This window comes from Poritiphilus flavus (assembly GCF_009901585.1).
Taxonomy (GTDB): Bacteria; Bacteroidota; Bacteroidia; order Flavobacteriales; family Flavobacteriaceae; genus Poritiphilus; species Poritiphilus flavus.
Genome location: NZ_WXYO01000007.1, coordinates 17388 through 41648 on the forward strand (window position 1 = coordinate 17388; position 24261 = coordinate 41648).

The window sequence follows — 24261 nt, forward strand, 5'->3', positions numbered from 1 at the left end:
AAATTAATGTATATCCGTAAGATCCTTATAACTGTAGTATTGCTGGGGCTTGTTGCCGCGGGCGCATTCGCATACTTTGTTTACAACGCCTTGTTTACACCTAATACCAGCTTCAATAATGATGAGGCTTATGTTTATATACCTTCTGATGCCGGTTTTAGTGAGCTAAGGGAACTGGTAACGCCTTTGATTGAAGATATGGATACCTTCGATGCGGTTGCCAGGCGCAAGAAGTACGACCAGAATGTCAAAGGTGGAAAATATGCGATACGCAAGGGTATGAATAACAATGACATCATAAACGCCTTGCGCAGTGGGAATATCCCTGTAAAGGTATCCTTTAACAACCAGGAAAGACTACCGGACCTGGCAGGACGCATATCAGAGCAGATAGAAGCAGACAGCATTTCGCTTCTACGGACCATGTCTTCAACAGAATTTCTCGAATCAAACGATTTTGATGAGAACTCGGCAATTTCCCTCTACATTCCCAACAGCTATGAGTTCTTCTGGAATACTAATGCCGAGGAGTTCAGGGCAAGGATGCTAAAGGAATACAATAGGTTTTGGAACGATGAGCGACGGGAAAAAGCCAGTGCCCTCGGACTGGATATCAAGAAAGTGAGTGCTCTGGCCTCTATTGTGCAAAAAGAAACGGCCAAAGTAGACGAACGCCCAAGGGTGGCCGGCCTCTATCTGAACAGGATAAAAAGCAATATGCGTTTGCAGGCAGATCCTACGGTAATTTTTGCGATCAAGCATCATACGGGTAATTACGATACCATTATTAAAAGAGTGCTTTACAGGGATTTAGAGTTAGATTCACCCTATAATACCTATAAATACCCGGGTATTCCACCGGGACCCATTACCATGCCTGATATTTCTTCAATTGATGCGGTTCTCAACGCTGAAAACCACAATTACTACTATATGGTGGCGAATGTCTCCAATTTTGGTTACCATAAATTTGCCCAAACCATTCAACAGCATAACCGAAATAAGTCGCAATACATCCGATGGATTAATGCGCAAAATATCAATCGTTAGGCTATTAGCCGGAAAATTCGCACAACTCGTCTAAAATCAGGTCGATTTTAAGAAAATCTTGGGTTTTTTGGAGGAATTGCGGCGTATCTTTACCCCCTGGAATTTGAAGTAGTTTTTTATTAAATACTGCTTTAAAAAATCAAATCTATGAGAAGGTGGATAAGCTTTTTTTGTCCTCTTATCATGATCTTTATTTTAGCGAGTTTCGGGTTTAAGTCCGGTGAAACCGTTCGAGTTCCCGAAAGCCTAATAGTCAGAGAACCTACACCGGTTTTGTATCCCAAAAACAAGACCGAATTTAAAACAGCTATGGTAGTGCCTCCCTTTGTGGGAAGCTCTTTCATTGGTTTTAGAGAAGCCTTGGCATTTAAAGAATCTCAAGGTAATTACTTTACTATCAATACGTTCGGATATCTTGGTAAATACCAGTTCGGTATTGGTACCCTGCAACTTATGGGTGTGTACAACGCTACTCAGTTCCTTAATAATCCTGAATTGCAGGAAAAAGTGTTCAGGACCAATATTGCGAGGAACAAGTGGATACTGAGAAGGGATATTGACCGTTTTGTCGGTAAAAAGATCCGCGGCGTTGAGGTAACTGAATCCGGCATACTGGCAGCAGCCCATCTGGCAGGAGCAGGAAACGTTAAAAAGTACCTCCGTTCGTATGGAGCTGTGGATGTAAAAGATGCATATGGTACCACAATTGCGAAGTATCTGAAGAAGTTTTCGGGCTACGACGTATCCGAGGTACCTCCTAAGAAGAATCCCAGGATATAGGACTTACATTGTAAAAACAGAACAAAGGCTCGAATTTTAAGGAATTCGGGCCTTTTTTTAGGCCTGAAAAATAAAAATTGCCGGTCTCTTGTGTAACTCGGGTAAATTCATGGACTTCCATTCTGTAATGGAACGGGTAAGGACAAATTCTGAATCAAGGGTTAAATCGGCCGCTACACAGAGTTGGGTGTGCTTTCCCAATACCCTGAGCAGTTCGGCCAGTAACTTATCGTTTCTATAGGGCGTTTCTATGAATATCTGTGTCTGCTGGCGTTCTTTGGAAATGCGCTCAAATTGCTTGATAGCAGATTTGCGGTCTGCGCTCTCTATAGGCAAGTAACCGTTAAAAGCAAAGTTCTGGCCATTCAGACCACTGGCCATCAAACCGAGAATAATAGAGGAGGGGCCCACAAGGGGTATCACACGGATGTTCTTTTCATGAGCTATTCGCACCACTTCAGCTCCGGGATCGGCAATGCCAGGGCAACCTGCCTCCGAAAGTATACCGACAGGGTATCCCTCCAGGCAAGGATCTAAAAAGCTTTGGATCTGTTCCGCTTCGGTGAATTTATTCAATTGCTCAATATGCAATCCGGGCTGTGACTTGCGAGGGCTGACCTTTTTAATAAAGCGCCGCGCAGATTTCTCGTGCTCCACAATATAATGGTCGATATCCTCTATAGCCCTTTTGATGGAAATAGGAAGTACCACAAGGGGTTCATTATCTCCCAGGGTAGTGGGGATAAGATAAAGCTCACCATAGTCATTTGAAAACCCTGTCATTTTACTTTCCTTTTGCCCTTAGCATTTCAGCAATTTCATCGCAGGCCTCATCGATAAGTGCGTAAACCTGTTCAAATCCCTCAGCACCTCCATAATAAGGGTCTGGAACCTCGCGGGTATCCGAAGCCACTACATCCAGTAGCAGTTGCACTTTGTCTCTTTCCTCCTGGTTCCGGGCCAAAACCACAATATCCCGATAGTTGTTTTGATCCATGGCATAGATGAAATCAAACTTTTTGAAATCCTCAGCCGCGAATCTCCTGCAATACTGATCGGAGATGTCAATACCGTATTTCCGCGCCACAGCCACAGACCTTCTGTCGGGGCTACTACCTACATGGTAGCCCGCCGTTCCGGCAGAGTCTACAAACACATTTTCGGTTTTGACTTTGGATTTGAGGATTCCTTCGGCCAATGGTGATCTGCAAATGTTGCCGAGGCACACCATTAAGACCTTCGTTTGCATAAGAAAATCAGGAAAATTTCTTGGTTAGATCTTCAATGTATTTTCGGAACTGTTTGTCCGTTTCAGCCAGGTTATCTACTGTTTTACAGGCATGTAAGACGGTAGCATGGTCTCTTTTTCCAATCTGAGAACCAATACTGGCCAAAGAAGCTTTTGTAAATTTTTTGGCAAAGAACATGGCCAGCTGTCTCGCCTGGACAATATGTCTTTTCCGGGTTTTGGATTGTAGGGTGGCCACATCCATTTCGAAATAATCTGAAACCACCTTCTGTATGTAATCGATAGAAACTTCGCGCTTGGTATTCTTTACAAACTTTTCTACCACCTGCTGAGCCAGTTCCAGGGTAACTTCCTTTTTGTTGAATGAAGACTGTGCGATCAGGGAGATTATTGCGCCTTCCAGTTCCCTTATATTTGTTTTGATGTGCTTCGCTACATATTCTACAATGTCTTCAGGCATTTCCACACCGTCGCGGTATAGTTTGTTCCTCAGAATAGATATTCTGGTCTCGTAATCCGGATTCTGAAGTTCCGCGGATAAGCCCCACTTGAATCGGGATAACAATCTTTGTTCTATATCCTGCATATCTACGGGCGCCTTGTCCGAGGTAAGGATTACCTGCTTTCCATTTTGGTGTAAGTGATTGAAAATATGGAAGAAAACATCCTGAGTACCCGATTTTCCGGACAGAAACTGTACGTCATCAATAATGAGTACATCAATCAACTGATAGAAATGAATAAAGTCATTTCTAGTGTTCTTTTTAACCGATTCAATATACTGCTGGGTGAATTTCTCAGCGGAAATATAAAGGACCGTCCTTTCAGGGTACTTGTCTTTGATCTCTACGCCAATGGCGTGGGCCAGGTGTGTCTTCCCAAGTCCAACACCTCCAAAGATCAAAAGGGGATTAAAAGATGTACCTCCTGGTTTATTGGCAACGGCCATTCCGGCAGATCTCGCAAGGCGATTCGAGTCGCCCTCGAGGAAATTGTCAAAATTGTAATTCGGATTTAATTGCGATTCAATTTTGATATTTCTTATCCCGGGTATGACGAAGGGATTCTTAAGCTCCGGATTTTTTGATTTGATCGGTACGTCCATTTCCTGCGGCATTACATTACCTCTGTTGGAACTCGGGATTCGCTCTGTAAATGGAGCCCGGTTTCCATAGGTATTTTCCATCTTTATAATATAGACCAATTTTGCATTCTCTCCTAATTCTTTTGTCAAAGCCACCTTAAGGAGTTTCACATAGTGCTCTTCAAGCCATTCGTAAAAAAATTTACTGGGAACCTGGATGCTTAATGCGTTTTCAGATAATTTAATGGGTTGGATTGGCTCGAACCAAGTTTTGAATGCCTGCGGTTGGATGTTATCTTGGATAAAAGCCAAACAATTGTTCCATACGGAATTCGCAGTAACACCCATCTTAAAAATTATCTTATTTTGTTGGTTAGTGACTTGTTAGTTGGTTGAAGAAAGGATAGCCTGACTGTCCCTCTTAAAGTGTGACAAATATGTGAACAAAAAACCTAAAAAAAAAATCATTTGATCTTGAATTTTTTCTTTTTTTTTTGCATGTTCTCGACCAATTTGGCCTAACCTCTTAAATATATAATTTTTACCCGAAACATTATGCATTTTAACAAAATTTCTTTCCGGGTTCGCTACGCTGAAACCGATCAAATGGGAGTGGTGTATCACGGAAACTATGCGCAATACTTGGAGTTGGGAAGGGTTGAGTGGTTAAGGGACCTGGGTTTTTCCTACAAAGAGATGGAAGAAAATGGTGTCGCCCTCCCTGTCATTTCTTTAAGGCTAAATTTTAAAAAATCGGCGGTTTATGACGAGCTGATAACTGTCGTAACCCGACTTGCAAAAACGCCCTCGGTTCGCATAGAATTCGACTATGAAATTTTCAATGAAATGGGTGAGATTTTAGTGGAAGCAAACACGGTTTTGGCCTTTATGGATACCCAAAAAAACAAGCCGGTAAAATGCCCGGAATACCTACTTAAAAAAATAGAAAGCGACTGATTTTTTGACCTTTCTATTCTGTAATTGCAATCTGAACTTCACGCAGATTGTTTAAAAGGTCCAGGGCTTTTTCCTTATCGCTTTTCCGTACGGAAAAACGAATTACACATTGGCTTCCCTGATCTATGGATCGGACATTCCATTTTTCCCGTTTTAGTAGCTGCATTACCTTGTTCATGGAAGGGTAGTCAAAAGTGATCTCAAAACCAAGTTCGACGGTAAATTCAGAAACATCAGCAGCCTCCAAAGCCAATCTTGCCGTGGATCTATAGGCGTTTATGAGTCCGCCAACTCCCAGTTTAACACCTCCGAAGAACCTGACCACAACCACCAGTACGTTTGTGAGATCAAAAGACTGGATCTGACCGTATATGGGCATACCCGCGGAATTCTTCGGCTCTCCGTCGTCATTTGCGCGATACCTGATCCTTTCAATGCCCAGTTGCCAGGCATAGCAGTAATGATTCGCATTCGGATGCTTTTCCTTAAGGGTATCAAGGCACTTATTGATATCGTCTTCTCCGTTTATCGGAAAGGCATATCCGAAGAACTTGCTTTTCTGATCTTTAAAAAGTACTTCAGCACCAGGCCGGGATATGGATCGGTATACATCCATCGAATCAAAAATTAAAACAAAGCAACCAAAATGATGCTTACTACTGCAAGGGCAACCCCCATCCAGTTTTTGGTACTTACCTCTTCTTTAAAGAGCAAAATACCCAAAATGGTAGAAAGCATTACAATAGCCACATTATTTATCGTAAATATAGAAGCACTGTTGAGGGTTTCGTGCTGTAATGCCTTGAGCAGAAAAAAAATCGAAAAGAAGTTTGGAACGCCAAGGGCTATACCTCCAAGCAGATTCCGCGAATTAAAGCTAAGTGGGGTTTTAAAGCTTTTAAACAGTATAATAACCAAACCTGCGCAGGCGGCACATCCAAATACCATGGCTGAGAACAATGGAAATTCCTCCGGTGGCACCTTCCGGTCCTCCATAAACTTTAGACTGGTATCTATGAGGCCGGAACTCAGGAATACCAATACCGGGAGAAACAGCACTCTTTTATCCAGCTTAAAGGAATTCTCCTTTACAGATGCATAGTAAACAGCCACCAGAGCCAGAACAATTCCCAGTATCTTAAGAATTCCCAGTTTTTCGTTATAGAGGAAGACCCCAAAAATTACGGGAATGGCCAAAGACATTTTTGTTGCTACAGATGCCACGGACACTCCCAGCTTTTGAGAGGTGATAGCCATAATATTAAAAACAAAAATAAACAGTACTCCAAGCGCGGCTGCCCCTGGAATCCAGGGTTTATTTATGATCTGACCCACTGGTACGGGATTCTCGAAGAAGATCAGACCAACAGTACAGGCCACCATATAATTCATAATGATGGCGTAAAAGGTCTGTACCTTATGAACTGCATAAAGCTTGAATATCACAAAAATAAGGCTGGAAGACAGTATACTCAGTACCAGTGGCAGCATATCAGATCTTGGTTTTTAGCTGAATGATGTCTTCCTGGCCCACCTTGAGGTTCCAGGTATGGATCCCCAGTTTCCTGGCTGCATTTGTATTTTCCTCAGTATCGTCAATAAAAAGGGTTTCCGAAGCTGGAAGGCCATTTTCATTAAGTACGAATTCGTATATCTCCGCTGATGGTTTTCTAAGTTTGATCTCATGAGAGAGGTAGAATTGCTCGAAGCTGTTGCGGAAGCGATTAAATCTAAGTTCACCCATTTGTTTTCTAAAATGAGGTATATGTAAGGCATTGGTGTTACTAAGCAAAAACAGCCGGTATTTCGCTTCCCTTGCCAGATCCTCCAAAAACTCCAGGCGATATTCGGGAAGATCCAAAAGCATACCATTCCAAACAGCGGCAATTTGATCTTTGGTCAGCTGGGGGAGGTAGTCTTGAAGCTGATCTAAAAAGGACTCCGGTGAAATCGCTCCCACCTCAAAGGCTTTGTTCAGTTCATCCAATTGCGGAAGCAAATGAAGTACGTTGAGCTTTTGCATTTCACGGAAAACGACCACCTTATCGAGATTGATAAAAACGTCTCCGAAATCGAAAATAATGTTTCTGATCATGGTTTTACTATTGTTAACTGATCCCGGTCCAACATACGGGTTTGTACTTCATGTCCACTAATTACAGGAGCCTTTAAACCTTTTTCGAAATTCACTGACCCCCGGAATATCCGGGCTTCATCCCATAGCCCCTCATCAATGAAGCTCTGCAATGTTCGGGCGCCGCCTTCAATTAATACACTTTGAACCTGATGCTGATAAAGTATCCTGCAAATCCGACTGGCCAGTTCACCCGAAAAGTCCAGGGCTTCATACACAATGCCATCCCGCCGTTTCTCCTCATCCTCGCTTTGGGTCAAAACCAAAGTTTCAACCGTACGGTCTAAGACTGCATAATGATGCGGCACCTTCAGGTCCTTATCCAGGATGATCCTCATCGGGGATCTGCCTTCCCAATCCCGGGTGTTGAGCTTAGGATTGTCCAGCAATACGGTATTTGTACCTACCAAAATACCCTGTTCTTCACTTCTCCACTGGTGCACTAATTGCCTGGAAGCTCTACCCGTAATCCAATATGGTGCTGGGTTTTCAGTACGGACGGCTGATTCCGGAGCGATGAAGCCATCAGCCGTTTCAGCCCATTTAAGAATAATATAGGGTCTTTGTTTTTCATGGAAGGTCAGGAAACGTCTGTGATGTTCCCGACAAGCGGCTTGCTCCAGGCCTACTGCCACCTCACAGCCTGCATCGCGTAGTTTCTGAATACCTTTTCCGGCCACCTTACTATGAGGGTCGGGAATTCCTATGATTATTTCTGGGATCTTGTGTTTAAGAATAAGGTCTGCACAGGGTGGAGTTTTACCATAGTGGGAACAAGGTTCCAGACTAACGTATAAGGTAGAGGAGCTCAAAAGATCCTTGTTGTTCACCGATGCAATAGCGTTGACTTCGGCATGTGGGCCGCCATAAGGACTGGTAAAGCCTTCTCCTATGATTTTTCCCTGATGCACAATTACACAGCCCACTATGGGATTTGGTGCGGTACTTCCAAGACCCTTCTTTCCCAACTGAAGACAACGAAGCATGAACATTTTGTCCGCTTTGGTCCATGCTCTTTTAGTTTCTTCTTTCACTATCATTGATGCTTGAAATATTTGCCTGACTGCCACCTAAAGTAAGGCTAATTCACGTATATTCACCGAACAAAAATAGGGCATTCGTTCTGAAAACAGCACAGCGGACTCGCGCAAATAAAATGAGGTCTGAATTGGCGTCGGAGAACCGTCTTTTTGGTGTATGTCCTGGCCCTGACATCCAAATAAAATGCAGTTAAAGCAGATCAAGGATATCTTTCACAGCGAGCTGGACGCGATCTATACCAAGGAGGAGGTAGATCATTTTTTCTATTGGGTAATTGAGCATTACCTGGGGTTGGAACGCTTTGTTTTAGTACTAAACCCTTTGGTATCAGTGAGTAGGGAGGAAGAGCAACCACTTTTTGAAGCCTTGGCCGGGTTAAAGCAGGAAAAACCGATCCAATACATTCTGGGTTCAACCCATTTTATGGATATGGAATTTGCGGTCAATGGATCCGTGCTTATTCCGAGGCCGGAAACCGAAGAACTGCTGCGTTGGATACTTGAGGATGTAAAAGCCGATGGTTTGGATGGGGAAGACCTGAACATTATAGATGTCGGCACCGGTAGTGGCTGCATTGCCGTGGTCTTGGCTAAAGAGTTACCCCAGGCAGCAGTTTACGGTATTGACGTATCTTCAGAGGCATTAAGCGTAGCAGGGCAAAATGCAGGGCGTCATGAGGTTAAGGTTAGTTTAATGGAAATGGATATTGCTTCCGTACCGGATGATTTGGTGCAATTCGACATCATCGTATCAAACCCACCCTACGTAAGGTATTCCGAAAAGGAAAGCATGCGCAAAAATGTCAAGGATTATGAACCTGCTTTGGCACTTTTCGTAAAAGATGATGATCCGCTTTACTTTTATAAGAAGATCCTTGATTTTACAAGAGATAATCTGAAACCGGGAGGTCGACTTTATTTTGAAATAAATCAGTATTTGGCAGAGGAGACCAAACAGCTTTTACAGCAACATAATTTTTCAGAAATTGAGTTGCGGAAAGATAGTTTTGGAAATTATAGAATGCTTAAAGCCATAAAACCAAGAAATTGAAGAGTATTGTAGTTTTTTCTGGAAGCAGTGAAGGGAATGACCCAGGCATCCTGAATATCGCATATGAATTGGGTGCTGTATTGGCTTCCAGGCAAATTAAACTGATCTATGGTGCAGCTAAAATTGGTGTCATGGGTCGGCTGGCACTAGGAGCCCTGGATCAGCAGGGAGAGGTTGTAGGGGTAATTCCGGAATTTCTAAAACTGAAGGAAGTGGTCCACCAGGACCTTCCCGAGCTGATCACTACAGAGACCATGCATGAAAGAAAGCTGGCCATGTACGAACTTTGCGAGGGAGTGATCACCCTCCCGGGAGGTTTTGGTACTTTGGAAGAGTTGCTGGAAATACTTACCTGGTCTCAGTTAGGTCTGCATCAGAAACCCGTAGGCTTACTTAATATCAACGGTTTTTTTGACCCGCTGCTTCATATGTTCAAAAACATGGTTGAAACAGGCTTTTTAAAACAAGAGAATCACGACCTGCTTATTGTAGAAAACAGTATAGAAGGATTGCTGGATAAGATGCATAATTATGAACCCGCCTGGGTGCCAAAATGGATTAAGAAAGAACAACTATAATGGACGCTAACCAAAAGATCGAAGCCCTGCGAAAGGAGTTGCGCGAACACAATCATCGCTACTATGTACTCGATGAACCTGTAATATCGGATTACGAGTTTGATATGAAACTCAAAGAGTTGCAGGATCTTGAGGAGAAATACCCGGAGTTTTACGACGAGAACTCTCCTACCCTCAGAGTAGGGGGCGCGGTTACCAAGAATTTTGAAACCGTGGTACACGAACATCGCATGTACTCCCTGGATAATTCCTATTCCAAAGAAGAACTTCTGGACTGGGAAAAAAGGGTACAACGGATCCTAGGGGGAGTAGAGGTGGAGTACACCTGTGAACTGAAGTACGATGGAGCCTCAATCAGCCTTAGTTATGAAAACGGGAATTTAGTGAAAGCGGTTACCCGGGGAGATGGTTTCCAGGGGGACGAGGTAACTACAAATATTAAAACCATACGATCTGTACCATTACGACTTCAGGGCTATTTTCCTGAAAAATTCGACATACGGGGAGAAATTATACTTACCCTGGAGGGATTCGCAAAAATGAACAAAGAACGCCTGGAAGCCGGAGAAGACCCATATATGAATCCCAGAAATACCGCATCGGGTAGTTTAAAATTACAAGACAGTGCCCTGGTTGCACAGCGACCCCTGGAGTGTTTATTGTATAGTATAGTAGGCAATAGACTTCCGATTAGCTCTCAATTTGAAATGCTTGAAAAAGCAAGGGCCTGGGGCTTTAAAGTTCCTGAGGTGGCCAAACTTTGCCATTCAACGGAAGAGGTTATGCACTTTATAGAGTACTGGGATATTCACCGGCATGAGTTGCCTTATGAAACTGATGGGGTGGTGATCAAGGTAAACGATCTTAGGCAGCAGGAAGAACTGGGTTATACCGCCAAATCGCCCAGATGGGCCCTGGCTTATAAGTTTAAGGCAGAACAGGCTGTGACCGTTCTGAATGAAATAAGTTATCAGGTGGGTCGTACGGGAGCTATTACCCCCGTCGCCAACCTGGAACCGGTGCTATTGGCCGGAACTACTGTCAAACGAGCCTCCCTTCATAATGCAGATCAGATCGCTAAACTGGATATCCGGGAAGGGGATACCGTTTTTGTTGAAAAAGGGGGGGAGATCATTCCCAAAATAACCGCGGTAGACTTTAGCAAAAGGCCTGAGAACTCTCAGCCTACCCAATACATCACCCATTGTCCGGAATGCCATACGGAATTGATCAGGCGGGAGGGGGAAGCCCAGCATTTTTGCCCGAATGATAGCGGCTGTCCACCTCAGATCACTGGACGTATTCAGCACTTTATCTCCAGGAAAGCTATGGATATAGAAGGCATGGGAAGCGAAACGGTGGAACTGCTATTCAAAGAAGGGCTGATCGCCAACTATGCGGATCTGTATACCCTGACGAAAGAGCAGGTAATGCCACTGGAACGGATGGCTGAAAAATCGGCCGAGAATCTCGTAAATGGTGTGGCGGCTTCTGTGCAGATCCCTTTTGAACGCGTTCTTTTTGCACTTGGGATCAGGTATGTGGGAGAAACGGTGGCCAAGAAACTGGCCAAGGCCTACAAAAATATAGACGCCCTTATAGCCGCCAGTGCCGAAGAACTTACAGCTGTAGATGAAATAGGGGAGCGCATTGCGGATAGCGTCGTTAGTTTCTTTGCTGAGGAGGAGAATCGTTTAATAATACAGAGGCTTAAGGAATATGGACTACAGTTTTCCCTGTCTGAAGAACAACTTCAAAACCAAACTGAAAAGTTAAAGGGACAGATCTTTGTGGTTTCCGGAGTATTTGAAAAAATGAGTCGGACCGAACTTAAAAAATCCATTGAGGATAATGGCGGTAAAGTAAGTTCTTCCATTTCTTCTAAAACTACTTATGTAGTTGCCGGGGCCAATATGGGGCCGAGTAAAAAGGCTAAAGCGGAAGGTTTAGGCATCGCGATCATTTCTGAGGACGATTTTATTGCTTTACTTTAAAGGGACTTTCCATACCAACGGATCTCTCATGTTATGATCACTAACACCACCCAAAGGTTCTGGAGTGCGCTTCTTTCCATTTTCTTCTTGTTATGGAAAGACAGGCAGACTCGTTTTTGGCTGGTAGTTCCAATGCTTCTGTTGTTGGCGGGCTTTCTACTACCGCAGCAAATGGTGATCCCAGTAAAAGGAGCGGGCCTCAACAACTGGGACGATGGATCTTTTTGGGCATATCCCTGGGGCAGTTCCGTGACACATAAAGGGATCGATATTTTTGCCGATAGAGGTACCGATGTGATCTCTTCCACACACGGGGTGGTAGTTTACACTCATGAAGGTGGAAAGGGAGGAAAGTCTGTGATGATACTGGGTCCTAAATGGCGATTCCACTACTACGCTCATCTGGATGATTACTCTGTAACTGCCTTAGAACCGGTCAGGTCCGGCTCGCCAATAGGTACCGTCGGAGATACCGGGAATGCAAAGGGAAAACCTCCGCATTTGCATTACGCCATTACAACACCTTTTCCATATTTTGCCAAATACGATGGAACAGCAGTCCAGGGTTGGAAAAAGATGTTTTACCTGGATCCGGATACCTGGCTTAGGCCAGATTGAGCAAAAAATCTTAATTTAGGACCTATGCCAAAGCCTAAAACCTATTTTGAATTCCGTGAAACCCTTAGCACCGAAGCGCCTCCTGAGCTCTGGCCGGAAGCCTTACAGGCATTGTGGTGGGATGCCAAAGGAAATTGGGGGGCTGCGCACGATATTATAGAGGACCTCTACAGCAACGAAGGTAGCTGGGTACATGCCTATTTACATCGCAAGGAAGGCGACCAGTGGAATGCGGGATATTGGTACAGAAGAGCAAATAAACCCTTTCCCGAAGAAAGCCTGGAAGAAGAACTGGAACATATCGTCAGCGCACTGCTATAAGCAGGCACAACCCATTTGTATTTTATTATTCCAGGTAAAACTTTAGCTGCGCATCCGGCACATATATGGAAGCTTCGTCCCCATATCCCAGATCGGGTATTCTAGGAAGGATCAACTCCAACGTACTATTTTGCTGTTCGTGTTCTACTTTTGTTTTGGGATCCGGCATATAGATCAGACCATTAAATTCTTCTCCTTTATAATAAAATACCAGATCGAAAAAATAGAAATTTTCCGGAGGGATATGTTCAGACCAGTTTACACTTTCAAAAAAGTATTTTGGGTGTTCTATGGCAAAACGACAGGGACTGATATCAAAATTGATGGTTCCCATAAAATAAGGGCTCAGATCCAAGCCTTTATTACTAAAAAAAGGAGCTTGGACCCTCAGTGTACCCTGGGGATACCGTCGATCACCACCCTTGCCTGATGCTACTCCGTAGCCGGGTTTTACCCGACCGTTTATGCTGTTTTTCATAGATGCTTCCCAGTCCATTGGAATTTCGCCGCAAAGTGAATATCGCAAAAATGCATCTCTGAAATTATTCCCTAGATCATTTTGAGTACCACCCGGTACCTGGCCTTACCATCCTCCAGGTGTTTCATGGCAGCATTAACCTCATCCAGTGGAAATTCCTCTACTATGGGGTAGATGTCGTGCCGAGCGCAGAAATCGAGCATGGTTGCCGTAAGTGCCGGACTACCCAGAGGGCTACCCGCCACGGATTTTTCACCCATTATCAAAGAAAAAGCCGGAATTCCCATAGGTTCCAATACCGCTCCAACTGTATGAAACCTTCCCTTAGGTGCAAGGGTAGTCAGAAAAGCATTCCAGTCCAGGGTAACATTAGTGGTGTTCAGGATGAAATCCAAACTGCCCTGGATGCTTTCCAGTTCTTCAGGGTCTCTGGAATTAATCACTTTGGTGGCTCCCATTTCAAGTATCTGATCTTTTTTGTCGGGATTGGAGCTAAAAGCGATCACTTCACAGCCCCACTTGTTGAGGAATTTTAAGGCCATATGTCCCAGCCCGCCAATTCCAATTACCCCAACAGTATCCGTTGGCTGAACCCCGGCAAGTATAATGGGGTTAAAAACGGTTATACCTCCGCAGAACAATGGTCCCGCCTTGCTGATATCCAGTCCTTCGGGTAAGGGAACCGTCCAGGACCAATGTCCTCTGACGTGATCAGCAAATCCTCCATGCCTTCCAACAATAGTAGACTCCAGATTGTTGCAGAGATGGTGTTCACCATGCATACACTGGTTACAGTGCATACAGGAAGCTGAGTTCCAGCCCATCCCCACAAGATCGCCAACAGAAACGGTCTGTACGTGTTCTCCAATGGCAACGACCTCACCTACGATCTCATGACCAGGTACAAAAGGGTATTGTGTCATTCCCCATTCATTATTCAACATACTGAGGTCCGAATGGCATATTCCGCAGTAATGTACTTTGATATCTACTTCCTCTGCACCGAGCTCTCCGAGTTCATAGGTAAAAGGATCTAGTTGGTTACCTGCCTCCAGGGCGGCATAGGCATTTATGGTACTCATAGCTAATTTATTAAAGTGAAAAAACCGATAGACCTAAAGGTACAACATATGGGCCTACCTTTTCTGTCTCCAGAAAAAAAACAATAGTTTCAGGGGCTACCACCTTTTAGGTATCTGCCTGATGATGCTTTATAGTAATTACCACGGATTTTGAAGTAGGGGTGTGGCTCTTTTCCGCAAAACTTGAAATAGGTACCAGTACGTTCGCTTCGGGAAAGTAAGTGGCGGCACATTTTCTAGGGATATCATAGGGTACCACAATAAACTTCCTGGCAACCCTGCTGATACCGTCGTGGTTATTGAATAGATCCACCAGATTACCTTCCTGCTGTTTGAGATCCCTTATATCTTCCGGATTCATAAGTACTACCCTACGCTCGTTGTATATTCCCCGGTATCGGTCATTCAGGCCGTAAATCGTGGTGTTGAACTGATCGTGACTTCTAATGGTCATCATCAGCAATTCCCCTTCTTCCAATTTGATGGGATCTATATGGGAAATACTGAACGGAGCCTTACCATCAGGGGTCTTGTAGTTGTTGTCCCTGGCACCATTGGGCAGATAAAATCCCGCGTCCTGCCTAACGCGCTTATTGTAATCTTCGAAACCCGGAATACAGGATTCGATCGCATCCCGGATGCTATCGTAATGTATAAGATATTCTGACCAGGGAATACGGCTATCCGGATTGACACTCTGGGCAAGCCTGCATACGATCTCGGGTTCGCTAAGCAATTTTTGAGAAACCGGTTTTAGTTTGCCAGTGGAGCTGTGGACCACACCCATGGAATTTTCCACGCTTACAAATTGCCTTTCTCCTTGTTTTACATCCTCATCGGTCCTTGCCAAACAGGGCAGGATAATAGCCTCTTCGCCATGAACCAGATGGCTGCGGTTGAGCTTGGTAGATACCTGAACCGTAAGATCGCATTTTCTTAGTGCCTCAGCTGTATAAAGTGTATCGGGAGTGGCAGAAAGGAAATTCCCACCCATGGCAAAAAATACCCTGGCAGATCCCTCATGCATGGCTTGTATACTTTCTACCGTGTTATGTCCTGCCGCCCTTGGCGGGGAGAAACCAAAGTTTTCTTCCAGCCTATCCAGAAAAGCCTGAGAGGGCTTCTCGTAGATCCCCATGGTGCGATCTCCCTGAACATTGCTATGGCCTCTTACCGGGCAGGTACCAGCACCTCTTTTTCCTACACTTCCCTTTAACAACAACAGATTTACAACTTCTTTTATGGTGTTAACCGAGTTCTTATGTTGTGTAAGGCCCATTGCCCAACATGCAATGATCTTCTGCTTATTTTCCAAAAGAGAAGCTACTTCTTTCAGAGTATCCAGTTCAACTCCGGACTCTTTTACAAGGCTCTGCAGATCCTGATCTCTAATATGATCCATATAAGATTGAAAGCCTTCTGTTTTTTGTTCGATGAAAGTCAGGTCGAATACTGTACCAGGATTTTGGTCCTCTTTCTCCAAAAGCAATTTTACAAGGGCTTGTAGCAAGGCCATATCTCCGTTTATCCTGGGCTGTAAATACAGGTCGGCCAGCCTGGTCTTGCCTCCGATAAGGCCTTTAAACTGCTGGGGATTGCTGAAATTCATAAGACCAGCCTCCTTGATCGGGTTTATGGCTATGATCTTAGCGCCAGCTTTCTTGGCCTTTTGCAGGGCAGCCAACATTCTCGGATGATTTGTTCCGGGATTTTGCCCCATGATCAGGATGAGCTCAGTCTCGTAGAAGTCCTGAAGCTTTACCGAGCCTTTTCCAATACCCAAAGTCTCGGAAAGCGCAACCCCGCTACTTTCGTGGCACATATTACTGCAATCCGGGAGGTTGTTTGTTCCAAATTCCCTGACAAACAGCTGATACAGAAAGGCCGCTTCATTGCTGGTCCTGCCTGAGGTGTAGAATATGACCTCATTCGGACTTTGCAATGTATTAAGTCGTTTTGCGATATGCTTGAATGCATCTTCCCAGGAGATCTCCTTGTAATGGGAGGCTCCTTTTTCCAGGAACATGGGTTGGGCGATCCGTCCTTTTTTGCCCAATTCGTAGTCAGACCAGGCACTGAGTTCCGCTACGCTGTATTTTGAAAAGAAAGAAGGAAGTAGTCTTTTTTGTGTGGCTTCTTCGGCAATGGCCTTAGCACCGTTCTCGCAATACTCCGCCAGAGTGCTGCGTTCGTCATCAGGATCGGGCCAGGCACAACCCGGGCAATCTATTCCATCTTTCTGATTGAGGTTCTTCAATACCTTGAAGGCCCTTCCCGGGCTCATTTCCTTCAATAGGTGCTTTCCTGAAGACAGTACCGCCGGCAGGCCCGCAGCCGTTTCTTTAGGCGCTGACTTTTTCAGGCCGGTAAGATCTTCAGGAGTCGTCGCTTTTGACAACTGTTTTTGACCTTCCTCTTTCATAAGTGATAAGATACCTTAAATTTCAATACAGTTCCCCTCATTATAGATATTGAAACCATGCCGTTTAAGAAAACCAATCAGGCTGATATTGAACTCCTTCGCCAGTTCCACGGCCAGGTTAGAAGGTGCTCCTACAGCCGCTACCATGGGAATACCGGCCATTACAGCTTTTTGTATTAGCTCAAAACTGGCTCTTCCACTCAATAACAACAGGTACTTTTCCAAAGGCAAGGTATCGTTCTGAAATGCCTGGCCGATGAGCTTGTCCAGGGCATTGTGCCTGCCTATATCTTCACAAAGCTGTAATAGTTCTCCTGAATTACTAAAAAGCGCCGCTGCGTGCAATCCGCCGGTTCGCTCAAATACGGCCTGTTGATCCCGCAATTTGGCAGGAAGCGTTTGAAGTACTTCAGATGATACTTTCCAATCCGTGCTGACCGATTTCCATTTGGGTGCCAGGCGTAAAAAATCAATGCTTGTTTTTCCACAGACCCCACAGCTGCTACTGGTATAAAAATGTCGTTCCAGTTTACTGAGATCTACAGTTTCTGCGGATTTTAGGGTGACCAAGGTCGAATTGTTCCCTTCAGCTACCTTCGCCACCTGACTAAAGTCGGTCAGTATGCCTTCAGTAAAGAGAAAACCCAGGGCAAGATCCGAATCCGCTCCCGGAGTACGCATGGTTATGGATATGGTCTTAGGAGCAGTATGTTCACTGGTGCCGGGAAGCTTGATAAGAATTTCAAGAGGTTCTTCACAGGCCAATAGGTCTTCCTCGAAGCTGATCTCCTTGCTCCGGATCTTCTTTATGCGAATATGCTCTACAGCCTCTTTTTCCATTCTGGGGGATTAAACGATAATTCGGACCCCTTCTGAAGACCGATTGTTCTGATCGTCAAAATAGAAATCTATCCTCCCCAGGTTCACTCCGTAGCAACCCACCTGATTCACCAGAGTTTCCAATCCTTTTCTATTGCGCATAATCACAGGCTTATCCAGGAAAGTATGAGTGTGCCCACCGATGATCAGGTCAATATCCTCCGTATTGGAAGCCAATATCAGATCACTGGGTCTTTCCGGTTTATCTTCATAATCAAATCCTAAATGGCTTAAGCAGATAACCAGATCACATTGTTCCTCCTTTTTTAAGACCCTGCTCATATCCTGCGCTATCTCAATGGGATCAAGGTACTTCGTTTCTTTGTACAATTCCTTGGTGACCAATCCGTTTAGCTTAATGCCCAGCCCAAAGACACCCACCTTGATACCATCCAGCAAATAGGTTTTATAGGCCTTGATACGGCCGTCCAGAACGGTGTCAGAGAAATCGTAATTGGCAGAGAGCAGATCAAAACTCGCATGTGGCATTTGCGCCAGAAGTCCCTCAATTCCGTTGTCAAAATCGTGATTGCCAATAGTAGCGGCATCGTACTTCAATTTGCTCATTAACTTAAACTCCAGTTCTCCTCCGTAAAAGTTGAAGTATGGCGTACCCTGGAATATATCTCCGGCATCCAGTAAAAGGGTATTGGGATTTTCCTGTCTGATCGAGTCAATTAAATATGCTCTTCGGGCTAAACCTCCCATATTGGGGAAGGCCCCATGATCCGTCGGGAAAGCATCAATATGGCTGTGAACATCGTTGGTGTGCAAAATGGTGATCTGTTTTTTGCCAAACCCGGAACAACTGTTCAAAAGCCCTCCACCGAAGCCCAGGAAAGCGCTTCCGGCCGCGGTTTTAGATAAAAATGCCCTTCTTTTCATGATTTAGTTGAGTTTAATGAACCGGTCGTCAACCACAGGTCTTAAGGTATCCGCTTTCTTGAAATAGTCGATCATTGCATTGCGTATGAGGTAGTTGGTATCCTCAAAACTTAAACCATCCTTGAAAAAACCCATATCATCACCACCGGTCACCAGGTAACTGGAAGTTGCCACAAAGTAATTCCGGTTCTCATCAAAAGGCTTACCCTGAATATTCACGGATTCTAGCCGGTTATTCCGGTCTATAACGATCTGCATTCCCGCGATTGGGTGAGGCCTGTCCGACTGTATCAAATGGGCGATCAACCGGCGGACCAGCTGACCGTTTAGTTCAACTACAGAAATATTATTCTCAAAGGGCATGACCTCATAGGCCGTTCTGGCTGTAACAGCTCCCTGGGAGATGATACTTCGAATTCCACCGTGGTTCAAGACCACAAAATCCACCGCTTTGCCTGACCTGGATTCGAATATCGGACTGGCCTGCTCCAGAATGATGTCCGCCATAAGATTCCCGGCAGGGGTATTGAGCTCACCCTCTTCTTTGGTAATAGTAAAAGCAGCGTAGGCCAGGGTGCTATCCAGTACCTCGTTCACGCGCCTGCGGTAGGGTGCAACAAAGGCTTCTATAGAATCTGAACGCATCAGGGAGTCGCTGATAGGCAGTTGTTTTCCCTTTACTTCGGCAAGGCTCTGAGGCTTGTCGCCGCAGGAAGCAAATCCAACAATTGTTATAAATATAACAAAATGTTTTATTTTTAAAATCATAAACCTTTTTACCTTAGCGCCACAGTTGCACGGATATTATTTACATTTGTATAAATGTAAAAGTACATGTTTTTAAAGGGACTTACGGATAAATTTAAGTACAAATCCGGACTTAAATATCTAAAAGAGGAATTAAGACATCCAACTTCCGAGTCAACCAGAGGCAAAGGGTTAAGGACCATTGGAGTGATCGTGGATCTCGACAAGTTTGACAAGGCCGAGGTTTTCTACGAGTTCGTAGAAGATTTTAATCTGAGGCCCAATGCGGTAAAAATTATTGGTTATAAAAGTTATTACGACAAGAATTCCCCTTACGCGACCCCGGTGTTCTCGGACAAGGATCTGGGGTGGAACGGGGCTATAGAAAACAGCTATGCATTGGAGTTCTTAAGTAGGGAGTACGATCTGCTGGTAAACTACTACAAGCAGGAAAACCTGCTTTTACAGCTAATGACAGTGAAGACCAAGGCCCGTTTTAATGTAGGTTTTAAGGAGGTTGATGCAAATTTGAACGACCTGATCCTTGAAACCAAAATGGAGGATTTTAAAACGTTCAAAAGCGAATTGAAGAAGTATTTGAAGGTTTTCAATGAAATTGAGATATGAAGGAATTATACGGAACTGGTGTAGCGTTAGTTACACCATTCAAAGATGATCTGACCGTAGACGAAGAAGCGCTTAGGCGCATCGTCAGACACTGTATCGAAGGAGGACTGGATTACCTGGTCGCACTCGGAACAACGGGAGAGGCCGTTACCCTGGGCAAAACAGAGAAGCAGCTTGTGATGAAGACCGTAGCTGACGAAAATGCCGGCAGACTGCCGCTGGTGGTAGGAATTGGCGGAAATAATACTGCACAACTGGCCGAGGAGCTTAGAAGTACTAATCTGGACCAATATGACGCGGTATTGTCCGTTTCCCCATATTACAATAAACCCACCCAGGAAGGTATCTATCAACACTTCGCTACTTTGGCCAAAGCTTCCCCAAAACCAATAATTCTCTACAATGTTCCTGGAAGAACAGGCAGCAATATGCTTCCGGCCACGGTGGTAAGGTTGGCTGAAGACTTTGAGAATGTGGTAGCGATCAAGGAAGCCTCAGGGGATATGGATCAGATCAGGGCGATTATCGAGGGCAAGCCCAGCGGCTTTGAAGTGATCTCCGGTGATGACTTTACAGCACTACCTACGGTACAGGCCGGTGGAACAGGGGTGATCTCCGTCCTGGGGCAGGGATTGCCAGCAGATTTCTCAAGAATGATCAACCTGGCCCTGGGAGGTTCCTATAAGGAAGCCAAGGAATTGCATCTGGCATTGGAAGAAGGAATGCATCTCATTTTTGAAGAAGGAAACCCCGCCGGTATCAAAGCTGTTTTTGAAACCCTCGGATTGTCGAATGCCAGGGTAAGACTTCCCCTTGTTGAGGCTACCGATAAATTAAAGGCCAAAATAGCCAGCTTTGTCCAGTCCCGGACCGGAATACCGGCTTAGCAGCTGCCAATATTGCGTTAAATCTTAGCAAAAATCCTTCGCTACTGTCTTGCAACCTATTACTTTAGTGGTAAAGAAATAGTTTCATATTCCGTATAGAATCCCTAATTTTGCAAAATGTTTTCGAAAATGAGGTCAGTTTTCCTGCTTGCTTTGGTTTTGGTACTGTTCAGTGCCTGTAATGAATACCAAAAAGTACTTAAGAACGAAGATGTCAAGGCTAAGTACGATTTGGCCGAACGCTATTACAATGAAGGTGATTTCAAAAGGGCCAATCGCCTGTTTGAACAAATTTCACCTAAGTATGTAGGAAAGCCCCAGGGTGAAAGAGTGATGTTTTTTCTCGCCAACTCCTATTTTCAGATCAAGGACTACAATTTTGCAGGGTATCAGTTCGAACGTTTTATAAAGTCTTACCCTAAGAGTGACAAGGTGGCTGAGGCTTCCTTCCTGGGGGCTAAGAGTTACTATAAACTTTCGCCGCGTTACTCCCTGGATCAGACGGATACGGAAAAAGCACTGATCAAATTGCAGAATTTCATCAATACCTATCCGGATAGTGAGTTTTTTGCTGAAGCCAACATCATGGCTCAGGAATTAACCACAAAAAAAGAGCGTAAAGCCTATGAGATTGCCAAGCAATTCACCAAGCTGGGTAAATCTTACATTCTGGATTACAATATTTCGGCCATCGCGGCATTGGATAATTTCATTTCAGACCATCCGGGTTCCATCTACAGAGAAGATGCCCTGTACCTCAAGGTTGAGGCTACAACTGCCCTGGCCCTGAACAGTACATTTGGTAAGAAAAGAGAAAGGCTTGACGACGCGAAATCAGCCTACAATAATTTAATGAAGTATTTCCCGGAAACTAAATATGCCAAGGCAGCCAATAATCTGATAGCCAAAGTTGACCGGGAGTTAGCAAGTATTACGGCACAAGAAAACCTTACAAGATGAATATGAACGATCTAAAGAATTCAAAAGCTCCGGTTTCTACGGTAACCATCAACCGAAACGAGTTTGATAGCAAAACCGAAAACATTTACGAAGCTATCTCCATTTCGGCCAAGAGAGCAATTCAGATCAATGCTGAGATCAAAAAAGAACTTCTGGAAAAACTGGAAGAGTTTGCTACCTATAGCGACAGTTTGGAGGAGGTATTTGAGAACAAGGAACAAATAGAGGTTTCCAAATTCTACGAGAAACTTCCAAAGCCTCACGCCCTTGCGGTTATGGAGTGGTTAGAGGACAAAATATACTACAGAAATACAGAGAAAGACGAGCAGTAAAATGTTGGGTGGCAAGAACATCCTTTTGGGAATTACCGGGGGAATAGCTGCTTATAAAACAACATTCTTAGTTCGATTACTTATAAAAGCCGGTGCTAAGGTTAAGGTAATATTAACCCCAAGCGCGGCTTCTTTTGTTTCTCCACTTACCCTTGCGACACTATCCAAAAATCCGGTGGTAAGCAGTTTTGTAAATGAGGAAGAAGGCAGTATTGACTGGAACAATCATGTTGAGTTAGGCCTATGGGCGGATCTGATGATCATCGCCCCGGCTACGGCAAACACCTTGTCTAAAATGACCAGCGGAACCTGTGATAACCTGTTGCTCGCCACCTATCTTTCAGCCAAATGCCCTGTATTTTTTGCACCTGCGATGGACCTGGACATGTACAATCACCCAAGCTCCAAAGCCTCCTTTGAGAAATTGCAGGAATTCGGAAATATCATGATACCCGCGGCTTCCGGGGAACTGGCAAGCGGACTGCATGGAGAAGGCCGAATGGCAGAACCGGAAGACATTCTGCAATTTGTAGTAGAACATTTAAGTGCGGGCCTGCCATTGAGTGGGAAAAAGGTGCTGATCACCGCGGGCCCGACTTATGAAGCTATAGACCCTGTACGCTTTATCGGCAATCACTCTTCGGGAAGAATGGGATTTGAACTTGGGGCCGCTGCTGCAGCCCTGGGCGCCGAAGTCATACTGATTTCCGGGCCTACACATCTTCAGTCTTCCGATCCGCTCATTACCGTAGTGCCTGTGATTTCGGCTGAGGAAATGTTCCAGGCAGCACATCAATATTTTGATCAGGTGGATATTGCCATTGCCGCTGCTGCCGTGGCCGATTACAGACCCGAAAGTGTTGCGGACCAGAAGATCAAGAAATCAGATCCGGAGCTGATCATTAAATTGGTGAAGAATAAGGATGTATTGAGATCTTTGGGTGAAAAGAAAAAGGATCAGTTTTTAGTTGGCTTCGCACTGGAGACGGAGAACGAGCTGGAAAATGCCAAAGCCAAACTAAAAAAGAAAAACCTGGACGCCATAATCCTGAATTCGCTTAATGATGCGGGTGCGGGTTTTGGAAAAGAAACCAATAAAATAACCTTTATAGACAAGAATTCAGAGATAAAAACGTTTGCTCTAAAAACGAAGGCTGCGGTCGCTAAGGACATTCTCAATGAAATTATTTCCCGGATACATGCGTAACTTCTTCATACTCTCAATCTCCTTGTGTTTCTCGCTTATTCTTAAGGGGCAGGAACTGAATTGCGTGGTAACGGTGAATTCGGATCAGGTGAACCAGACCAATCAACAAATATTCAGGACCCTGGAGCGTTCCCTTAACGATATGGTGAATAAAACCAAGTGGACCAACAGGGTTTATAATGAGAATGAAAGGTTGAATTGTCGCATGTTCATTACCGTGACCAATTTTGAGTCTAATCGTTTTGAAGCTACAATCCAGCTACAGTCTTCCAGGCCCGTATTCAATACTTCGTACGAAAGTCCCGTTTTTAACTATAAAGATGACAACTTTAATTTCGAGTATATAGAATTTCAACCCCTGGTATTCAATGAAACCGTATTCACTTCCAATCTTATTGGGGTGGTTTCTTATTACGTTTACGTTATGCTTGGTTTGGATGCAGATACCTTTTCACTGGAAGGAGGGACTGAACTTTACAAGAAAGCGCAGCAAATCGTTACTCAAGCTCAGGGAACCAATTTTGAAGGTTGGAGTCAGACCGCTACTGACAATCGTACCCGCTTTGAACTAATCGATAACCTGCTTTCAAATACTTTTAGGGAATACCGCATCGCCATGTATAATTATCACCGCAAAGGACTGGATATTCTTGGGGATAACAATAGTACCGGAAAACAGGTGATCGCAGGTACGATGAGACTTTTTGAGACCCTGGTAAAACGCAGGCCGAATGCCTTTTTGATTCAAACTTTTTTCGATGCGAAATCCGAAGAGATCCAAAACGTTTTCTCGGATGGACCCAAGGTTGATATCGTTAAACTAAAGGAGACCTTAAACCGGGTGGCGCCATTTTATTCCAGTACCTGGAACGATATTCAATACTAGCACTAAGGAAATA

Annotated in this window: 27 protein-coding genes; 14 read left to right on the top strand and 13 right to left on the bottom strand. The window is 44.5% G+C overall.

The window, feature by feature from the left end; genetic code table 11:
- Positions 1-6 precede the first annotated feature (6 nt).
- Both mltG and GTQ38_RS15175 read left to right on the top strand, forming a co-directional pair.
- Positions 7-1050: an endolytic transglycosylase MltG gene (mltG, locus tag GTQ38_RS15170; RefSeq protein WP_161436408.1), complete on the top strand. Its 1044-nt coding sequence runs from the start codon at positions 7-9 to the stop codon at positions 1048-1050.
- Positions 1051-1197: 147 nt separating this feature from the next.
- Positions 1198-1830: a hypothetical protein gene (locus GTQ38_RS15175; RefSeq protein ID WP_161436409.1), complete on the top strand. Its 633-nt coding sequence runs from the start codon at positions 1198-1200 to the stop codon at positions 1828-1830.
- A 57-nt stretch (positions 1831-1887) separates the two neighbouring features.
- On the opposite strand, the gene GTQ38_RS15180 is transcribed toward GTQ38_RS15175, so the two are convergent.
- From GTQ38_RS15180 to dnaA, 3 genes are read right to left on the bottom strand one after another with little or no spacing between them, the layout of a single operon-like run.
- A complete protein-coding gene (locus GTQ38_RS15180; RefSeq protein WP_161436410.1) occupies positions 1888-2613 on the bottom strand; it encodes an SAM-dependent methyltransferase in 726 nt (241 codons plus the stop codon).
- 1 nt (position 2614) lies between these two features.
- Positions 2615-3079, bottom strand: a complete 465-nt coding sequence (locus GTQ38_RS15185; RefSeq protein ID WP_161436411.1) for a low molecular weight protein-tyrosine-phosphatase — start codon at positions 3077-3079, stop codon at positions 2615-2617.
- Positions 3080-3086: 7 nt separating this feature from the next.
- Entirely contained in the window at positions 3087-4511 is a 1425-nt protein-coding gene (gene dnaA / locus GTQ38_RS15190; RefSeq protein WP_161436412.1) for a chromosomal replication initiator protein DnaA, read from the bottom strand.
- A 207-nt stretch (positions 4512-4718) separates the two neighbouring features.
- Here dnaA and GTQ38_RS15195 point away from each other — a divergent pair, with 207 nt between their 5' ends.
- A complete protein-coding gene (locus tag GTQ38_RS15195) occupies positions 4719-5120 on the top strand; it encodes an acyl-CoA thioesterase (RefSeq protein WP_161436413.1) in 402 nt (133 codons plus the stop codon).
- Positions 5121-5133: 13 nt separating this feature from the next.
- Here the strand turns inward: GTQ38_RS15195 and GTQ38_RS15200 are convergent, their stop codons facing one another.
- The 4 genes from GTQ38_RS15200 to ribD are packed head-to-tail and all read right to left on the bottom strand — an operon-like array spanning position 5134 to position 8294.
- Entirely contained in the window at positions 5134-5736 is a 603-nt protein-coding gene (locus GTQ38_RS15200) for an IMPACT family protein (RefSeq protein WP_161436414.1), read from the bottom strand.
- Positions 5737-5747: 11 nt separating this feature from the next.
- Entirely contained in the window at positions 5748-6611 is an 864-nt protein-coding gene (locus tag GTQ38_RS15205) for an EamA family transporter (protein WP_161436415.1), read from the bottom strand.
- Between the two features lies 1 nt (position 6612).
- The gene (locus tag GTQ38_RS15210) at positions 6613-7215 is read right to left on the bottom strand and encodes an HAD family hydrolase (RefSeq protein ID WP_161436416.1); all 603 of its coding nucleotides are present in this window, start codon (positions 7213-7215) and stop codon (positions 6613-6615) included.
- Positions 7212-8294 (bottom strand): bifunctional diaminohydroxyphosphoribosylaminopyrimidine deaminase/5-amino-6-(5-phosphoribosylamino)uracil reductase RibD, encoded by a 1083-nt coding sequence (ribD, locus tag GTQ38_RS15215; protein WP_238857968.1) that lies wholly within the window; start codon positions 8292-8294, stop codon positions 7212-7214. Before ribD ends, GTQ38_RS15210 begins: the two co-directional genes overlap by 4 nt.
- A 184-nt stretch (positions 8295-8478) precedes the next feature.
- Here ribD and prmC point away from each other — a divergent pair, with 184 nt between their 5' ends.
- Genes prmC through GTQ38_RS15240 form a run of 5 tightly spaced genes read left to right on the top strand, consistent with a single transcriptional unit; the run spans position 8479 to position 12856 of the window.
- Complete coding sequence (gene prmC / locus GTQ38_RS15220; protein ID WP_161436417.1) at positions 8479-9345, top strand: peptide chain release factor N(5)-glutamine methyltransferase; 867 nt, start codon at positions 8479-8481, stop codon at positions 9343-9345.
- Positions 9342-9923, top strand: coding sequence for an LOG family protein (locus GTQ38_RS15225; RefSeq protein ID WP_161436418.1), 582 nt, complete (start codon positions 9342-9344; stop codon positions 9921-9923). Before prmC ends, GTQ38_RS15225 begins: the two co-directional genes overlap by 4 nt.
- On the top strand, positions 9923-11917 hold the full coding sequence (gene ligA, locus GTQ38_RS15230; RefSeq protein WP_161436419.1) for an NAD-dependent DNA ligase LigA: 1995 nt from the start codon (positions 9923-9925) through the stop codon (positions 11915-11917). Before GTQ38_RS15225 ends, ligA begins: the two co-directional genes overlap by 1 nt.
- A gap of 33 nt (positions 11918-11950) precedes the next feature.
- A complete protein-coding gene (locus GTQ38_RS15235; RefSeq protein WP_161436420.1) occupies positions 11951-12535 on the top strand; it encodes a M23 family metallopeptidase in 585 nt (194 codons plus the stop codon).
- Between the two features lie 24 nt (positions 12536-12559).
- Positions 12560-12856 (top strand): hypothetical protein, encoded by a 297-nt coding sequence (locus tag GTQ38_RS15240; protein ID WP_161436421.1) that lies wholly within the window; start codon positions 12560-12562, stop codon positions 12854-12856.
- 25 nt (positions 12857-12881) lie between these two features.
- On the opposite strand, the gene GTQ38_RS15245 is transcribed toward GTQ38_RS15240, so the two are convergent.
- From GTQ38_RS15245 to GTQ38_RS15270, 6 genes are all read right to left on the bottom strand, one after another.
- Entirely contained in the window at positions 12882-13334 is a 453-nt protein-coding gene (locus GTQ38_RS15245; RefSeq protein ID WP_161436422.1) for a hypothetical protein, read from the bottom strand.
- A 71-nt stretch (positions 13335-13405) separates the two neighbouring features.
- Positions 13406-14416 (bottom strand): NADPH-dependent aldehyde reductase Ahr, encoded by a 1011-nt coding sequence (gene ahr, locus GTQ38_RS15250; protein ID WP_161436423.1) that lies wholly within the window; start codon positions 14414-14416, stop codon positions 13406-13408.
- A 106-nt stretch (positions 14417-14522) separates the two neighbouring features.
- The gene (locus tag GTQ38_RS15255; protein WP_161436424.1) at positions 14523-16838 is read right to left on the bottom strand and encodes an FdhF/YdeP family oxidoreductase; all 2316 of its coding nucleotides are present in this window, start codon (positions 16836-16838) and stop codon (positions 14523-14525) included.
- 15 nt (positions 16839-16853) lie between these two features.
- Complete coding sequence (fdhD, locus tag GTQ38_RS15260; RefSeq protein WP_161436425.1) at positions 16854-17678, bottom strand: formate dehydrogenase accessory sulfurtransferase FdhD; 825 nt, start codon at positions 17676-17678, stop codon at positions 16854-16856.
- Positions 17679-17687: 9 nt separating this feature from the next.
- Positions 17688-18602 carry a bifunctional metallophosphatase/5'-nucleotidase gene (locus GTQ38_RS15265; RefSeq protein WP_161436426.1) on the bottom strand — a complete coding sequence of 305 codons (915 nt, stop codon included), beginning with the start codon at positions 18600-18602 and terminating at the stop codon, positions 17688-17690.
- Between the two features lie 3 nt (positions 18603-18605).
- Positions 18606-19370 (bottom strand): 5'-nucleotidase C-terminal domain-containing protein, encoded by a 765-nt coding sequence (locus GTQ38_RS15270; protein WP_161436427.1) that lies wholly within the window; start codon positions 19368-19370, stop codon positions 18606-18608.
- A gap of 66 nt (positions 19371-19436) precedes the next feature.
- On the opposite strand from GTQ38_RS15270, the gene GTQ38_RS15275 reads away from it, so the two are divergent.
- The 6 genes from GTQ38_RS15275 to porD all read left to right on the top strand — a co-directional run bounded on the left by GTQ38_RS15275 (position 19437) and on the right by porD (position 24248).
- Complete coding sequence (locus tag GTQ38_RS15275; protein WP_161436428.1) at positions 19437-19976, top strand: DUF6913 domain-containing protein; 540 nt, start codon at positions 19437-19439, stop codon at positions 19974-19976.
- Positions 19973-20863, top strand: a complete 891-nt coding sequence (dapA, locus tag GTQ38_RS15280; RefSeq protein WP_161436429.1) for a 4-hydroxy-tetrahydrodipicolinate synthase — start codon at positions 19973-19975, stop codon at positions 20861-20863. The genes GTQ38_RS15275 and dapA overlap by 4 nt, the downstream gene beginning before the upstream one ends.
- Before the next feature lie 129 nt (positions 20864-20992).
- A complete protein-coding gene (locus GTQ38_RS15285; protein WP_238857969.1) occupies positions 20993-21823 on the top strand; it encodes an outer membrane protein assembly factor BamD in 831 nt (276 codons plus the stop codon).
- On the top strand, positions 21820-22155 hold the full coding sequence (locus GTQ38_RS15290) for a DNA-directed RNA polymerase subunit omega (protein WP_394350969.1): 336 nt from the start codon (positions 21820-21822) through the stop codon (positions 22153-22155). Before GTQ38_RS15285 ends, GTQ38_RS15290 begins: the two co-directional genes overlap by 4 nt.
- Position 22156: 1 nt before the next feature.
- Positions 22157-23362, top strand: a complete 1206-nt coding sequence (coaBC, locus tag GTQ38_RS15295) for a bifunctional phosphopantothenoylcysteine decarboxylase/phosphopantothenate--cysteine ligase CoaBC (RefSeq protein WP_161436431.1) — start codon at positions 22157-22159, stop codon at positions 23360-23362.
- Positions 23355-24248, top strand: a complete 894-nt coding sequence (porD, locus tag GTQ38_RS15300; RefSeq protein ID WP_161436784.1) for a type IX secretion system protein PorD — start codon at positions 23355-23357, stop codon at positions 24246-24248. The genes coaBC and porD overlap by 8 nt, the downstream gene beginning before the upstream one ends.
- Positions 24249-24261 lie beyond the last annotated feature (13 nt).

What these genes read in the sequence shown, in the direction of transcription:
- mltG (WP_161436408.1), top strand. Translation starts at nt 7, where the DNA reads ATGTATATCCGTAAGATCCTTATAACTGTAGTATTGCTGGGGCTTGTT.
- GTQ38_RS15175 (WP_161436409.1), top strand. Translation starts at nt 1,198, where the DNA reads ATGAGAAGGTGGATAAGCTTTTTTTGTCCTCTTATCATGATCTTTATT.
- GTQ38_RS15180 (WP_161436410.1), bottom strand. Translation starts at nt 2,613, where the DNA reads ATGACAGGGTTTTCAAATGACTATGGTGAGCTTTATCTTATCCCCACT.
- GTQ38_RS15185 (WP_161436411.1), bottom strand. Translation starts at nt 3,079, where the DNA reads ATGCAAACGAAGGTCTTAATGGTGTGCCTCGGCAACATTTGCAGATCA.
- dnaA (WP_161436412.1), bottom strand. Translation starts at nt 4,511, where the DNA reads ATGGGTGTTACTGCGAATTCCGTATGGAACAATTGTTTGGCTTTTATC.
- GTQ38_RS15195 (WP_161436413.1), top strand. Translation starts at nt 4,719, where the DNA reads ATGCATTTTAACAAAATTTCTTTCCGGGTTCGCTACGCTGAAACCGAT.
- GTQ38_RS15200 (WP_161436414.1), bottom strand. Translation starts at nt 5,736, where the DNA reads ATGGATGTATACCGATCCATATCCCGGCCTGGTGCTGAAGTACTTTTT.
- GTQ38_RS15205 (WP_161436415.1), bottom strand. Translation starts at nt 6,611, where the DNA reads ATGCTGCCACTGGTACTGAGTATACTGTCTTCCAGCCTTATTTTTGTG.
- GTQ38_RS15210 (WP_161436416.1), bottom strand. Translation starts at nt 7,215, where the DNA reads ATGATCAGAAACATTATTTTCGATTTCGGAGACGTTTTTATCAATCTC.
- ribD (WP_238857968.1), bottom strand. Translation starts at nt 8,294, where the DNA reads ATGATAGTGAAAGAAGAAACTAAAAGAGCATGGACCAAAGCGGACAAA.
- prmC (WP_161436417.1), top strand. Translation starts at nt 8,479, where the DNA reads ATGCAGTTAAAGCAGATCAAGGATATCTTTCACAGCGAGCTGGACGCG.
- ligA (WP_161436419.1), top strand. Translation starts at nt 9,923, where the DNA reads ATGGACGCTAACCAAAAGATCGAAGCCCTGCGAAAGGAGTTGCGCGAA.
- GTQ38_RS15235 (WP_161436420.1), top strand. Translation starts at nt 11,951, where the DNA reads ATGATCACTAACACCACCCAAAGGTTCTGGAGTGCGCTTCTTTCCATT.
- GTQ38_RS15240 (WP_161436421.1), top strand. Translation starts at nt 12,560, where the DNA reads ATGCCAAAGCCTAAAACCTATTTTGAATTCCGTGAAACCCTTAGCACC.
- GTQ38_RS15245 (WP_161436422.1), bottom strand. Translation starts at nt 13,334, where the DNA reads ATGAAAAACAGCATAAACGGTCGGGTAAAACCCGGCTACGGAGTAGCA.
- ahr (WP_161436423.1), bottom strand. Translation starts at nt 14,416, where the DNA reads ATGAGTACCATAAATGCCTATGCCGCCCTGGAGGCAGGTAACCAACTA.
- GTQ38_RS15255 (WP_161436424.1), bottom strand. Translation starts at nt 16,838, where the DNA reads ATGAAAGAGGAAGGTCAAAAACAGTTGTCAAAAGCGACGACTCCTGAA.
- fdhD (WP_161436425.1), bottom strand. Translation starts at nt 17,678, where the DNA reads ATGGAAAAAGAGGCTGTAGAGCATATTCGCATAAAGAAGATCCGGAGC.
- GTQ38_RS15265 (WP_161436426.1), bottom strand. Translation starts at nt 18,602, where the DNA reads ATGAAAAGAAGGGCATTTTTATCTAAAACCGCGGCCGGAAGCGCTTTC.
- GTQ38_RS15270 (WP_161436427.1), bottom strand. Translation starts at nt 19,370, where the DNA reads ATGATTTTAAAAATAAAACATTTTGTTATATTTATAACAATTGTTGGA.
- GTQ38_RS15275 (WP_161436428.1), top strand. Translation starts at nt 19,437, where the DNA reads ATGTTTTTAAAGGGACTTACGGATAAATTTAAGTACAAATCCGGACTT.
- dapA (WP_161436429.1), top strand. Translation starts at nt 19,973, where the DNA reads ATGAAGGAATTATACGGAACTGGTGTAGCGTTAGTTACACCATTCAAA.
- GTQ38_RS15285 (WP_238857969.1), top strand. Translation starts at nt 20,993, where the DNA reads ATGAGGTCAGTTTTCCTGCTTGCTTTGGTTTTGGTACTGTTCAGTGCC.
- GTQ38_RS15290 (WP_394350969.1), top strand. Translation starts at nt 21,820, where the DNA reads ATGAATATGAACGATCTAAAGAATTCAAAAGCTCCGGTTTCTACGGTA.
- coaBC (WP_161436431.1), top strand. Translation starts at nt 22,157, where the DNA reads ATGTTGGGTGGCAAGAACATCCTTTTGGGAATTACCGGGGGAATAGCT.
- porD (WP_161436784.1), top strand. Translation starts at nt 23,355, where the DNA reads ATGCGTAACTTCTTCATACTCTCAATCTCCTTGTGTTTCTCGCTTATT.